This window comes from Pantoea sp. Pa-EAmG (genome assembly GCF_030024295.1).
Taxonomy (GTDB): domain Bacteria; phylum Pseudomonadota; class Gammaproteobacteria; order Enterobacterales; family Enterobacteriaceae; genus Pantoea; species Pantoea dispersa.
Window position 1 is genome coordinate 1 of sequence record NZ_JASEWO010000301.1, and the last position, 2,844, is coordinate 2,844.

Below are 2,844 nucleotides of genomic sequence, written 5' to 3' on the forward strand. Positions count from 1 at the left end.
GATGGGCACTGGACTTTATCTGGAGCCTTCACATCCCGAATGGGTCAAAAGCATCAGCGTTGAGCAGCTGACTGACAAGCTCATCTATGACCTCGGTGGAGCAGATGAAAAACCTGACGTCATTGCCGGTTTGATCGGCGAAATCGGTATTTCCAGTCGCTTCACCCCCGATGAAGAGAAGTCACTGCGTGCTGCCGGTCGCGCCAGCGCAGCAACCGGCGTCCCCATCCAGGTGCACTTACCTGGCTGGGAGCGGCTCGGTCATAAGGTGCTGGATATTCTTGAGCAGGAAGGGGCTGATTTGCGTCATACCGTGCTGTGCCATATGAACCCCAGCTTTGCGGACAAACCCTACCAGCGAGAACTGGCTAAACGCGGCGTTTTTCTGGAGTACGACATGATTGGCATGAGTTATTACTACGCCGACGAATCTGCCCAATCGCCATCCGATGAAGAGAACGCACGCGCCATCTGCGAACTGATAGAGGACGGCTATATCCAGCAGATTTTGATGTCGCAGGATGTGTTCTTGAAAACCATGCTGACGCGTTACGGTGGCCACGGTTATGGCTACATTCTCAAACATTTCGTCCCGCGCCTGAAACGTCATGGCGTTAGCGGTGAACAACTCGAAACCTTAATGATTGATAATCCGCAGCGAGTATTTGGCGGATAAACGGAGACGCGTTATGCAGAAGAACATTTTGCTGGTGGGAGAATCCTGGACCAGTACCTCGACCCATGTGAAAGGCTTTGATCAATTCGCCACCGCCACCTGGCATAGCGGCGCCGTCGATTTTATGGCGGCATTACAAGATAGCGATTATGCCATTACACATATGCCTGCCCACGCGGCGGCCACTGAGTTTCCTCTGGAGCTTGAAGCCTTACAGCAGTGGGATGCGATCATCCTCTCTGATATTGGCGCCAATACTTTGCTTTTGCATCCGGATACGTGGCTGAAAAGCCGTCGTACGCCCAATCGTCTTAAGCTAATCCACGATTATGTAGCAGCAGGTGGGGCTCTGATGATGATTGGCGGCTATTACAGTTTCCAGGGCATCAATGGCGGTGCTCGTTACCGTAATACGCTGGTGGAAAAAGTATTGCCGGTGCGCTGCCTCGCCTGGGATGACCGTATAGAAACGCCGGAGGGCAGCTACGCCGAGGTGACAACGTCACACAAAGTACTGGCGGATATTCCAGGCGATTGGCCCTGGTTGCTGGGATATAACGAGGTGGAGATGCAGCCTGAAGGCACACTGATCGCCACCGTTGCGGGTACGGCTCATCCTTTGCTGGCAGTAAGAGAGTATCAAAATGGCCGTTCTCTGGTTTGGACCAGCGATATGTCCGCCCATTGGTTACCAGAAGCGTTTTCTCAATGGAAAGGGTATCGCCAACTGTGGCTGAACTGCCTCGATTGGCTGACGGAGCGCCCTTGATATGCCACCAAAGTCACTTGAACTCGCCCAGCAACTGCTGGGCTTTAACACCATCAATCCGCCTGGCAATGAAGCCGACTGCATGCATTTCCTGGCAGATTGGCTCGCGGAGCAAGGTTTTGACATCGCGCTCACGAAATTTGGTTCGGATCGGGTCAACCTGATTGCCAGTATAGCGGGAACCTCCGCAGGAAAACCGCTCGCGTTTACCGGTCATCTCGACACCGTCCCGCTGGGCAATCAGCCATGGCAATTCGACCCTTTTGGTCGCGATATCGACGGCGATCGCCTGTATGGCCGTGGCGCCAGCGATATGAAAGCAGCGGTAGCCGCTTTCGCCATCGCCTGCGTGCAGCACAAAGCGGCGATTCAAGCGGGCCGCGGCGTGGTGTTGATGATTACGGGTGGGGAAGAAACCGGCTGTGATGGTGCGCGGGCATTGATAGAAGCGGGCAACTTGCCTGAAATCGGCGCATTGATTGTTGGGGAGCCCACGGCTAACTATCCGGTCATTGGCCATAAAGGTGCACTGTGGCTGCGCTGTGAAACTCACGGTAAAACGGCACACGGCGCAATGCCAGAACTGGGTATCAATGCCATTTATCTGGCCGCAGATGCGCTGGGGAAAATTCGCCACTTTTCTCCCGGCGCACCGCATCCATTAATGAAGCAGCCTACGCTGAATGTTGGGCGTATTGAGGGCGGACTCAATATCAATTCCGTTCCGGATCGCACCGCTTTTGATGTCGACATTCGCAGTGCACCGAATTTGCAACACGCTACAGTACGACAGCAGTTGGCTTCTCTCTTGGGTGAGGCTGTCACGATCACCACCCTGGTCGATCTGCCGGCGGTGTTGAGTTCTGAAGAAAACCAATGGGTACAATCCGTTTACCGCCATTGCCAACCGCTGTTTGATCGGCCACTTGATGCCAAAGTCGTGCCTTACTTTACGGATGCGTCGCTATTGCTGCCCGCACTCGGCAATCCGCCGTGTATGATTCTCGGTCCAGGTGAACCCACGATGGCACATCAAACCGATGAATATTGTTTGCTGAGTCGATTGGCTGAAGCTGAAAATCTTTATGAGAAGCTAATTAAAGATTGGATGTGATTAAACGCGATGACAATGTTTCTGTAAAATGAGTGATGGCTTAGCCAGGCGGCGCGCACGGATACATTTTATGTCCATTCGGCACTATAATCGGGGCCTCGCAGGTTGAACCGGGAAAGTGCTATGCCAGAATTCATTTTTTATCGCAAAGAACAAATCGTTGCGACACTGGAACGCTCTGATGTTGAAAGCGCTGTCTTACTCATTTCACAAGGCTATAAAAAGTTAGATGAAGAGGTCGAAGCGGCGACGCCAGAAGCGGCGTTAAAGCGGTTAGCGGATGTT

The 2,844-nt window shown here is 53.1% G+C and carries 2 protein-coding genes and 1 pseudogene; all 3 read left to right on the forward strand.

The window, feature by feature from the left end; translation table 11 throughout:
• Window positions 1-676: pseudogene (locus QMM04_RS21935) on the forward strand (phosphotriesterase-related protein); the annotation flags it as partial.
• A gap of 13 nt (window positions 677-689) precedes the next feature.
• Entirely contained in the window at window positions 690-1,445 is a 756-nt protein-coding gene (locus tag QMM04_RS21940) for a glutamine amidotransferase (RefSeq protein ID WP_282997033.1), read from the forward strand.
• A gap of 1 nt (window position 1,446) precedes the next feature.
• Window positions 1,447-2,559: a M20 family metallopeptidase gene (locus QMM04_RS21945; protein WP_282997034.1), complete on the forward strand. Its 1,113-nt coding sequence runs from the start codon at window positions 1,447-1,449 to the stop codon at window positions 2,557-2,559.
• Window positions 2,560-2,844 lie beyond the last annotated feature (285 nt).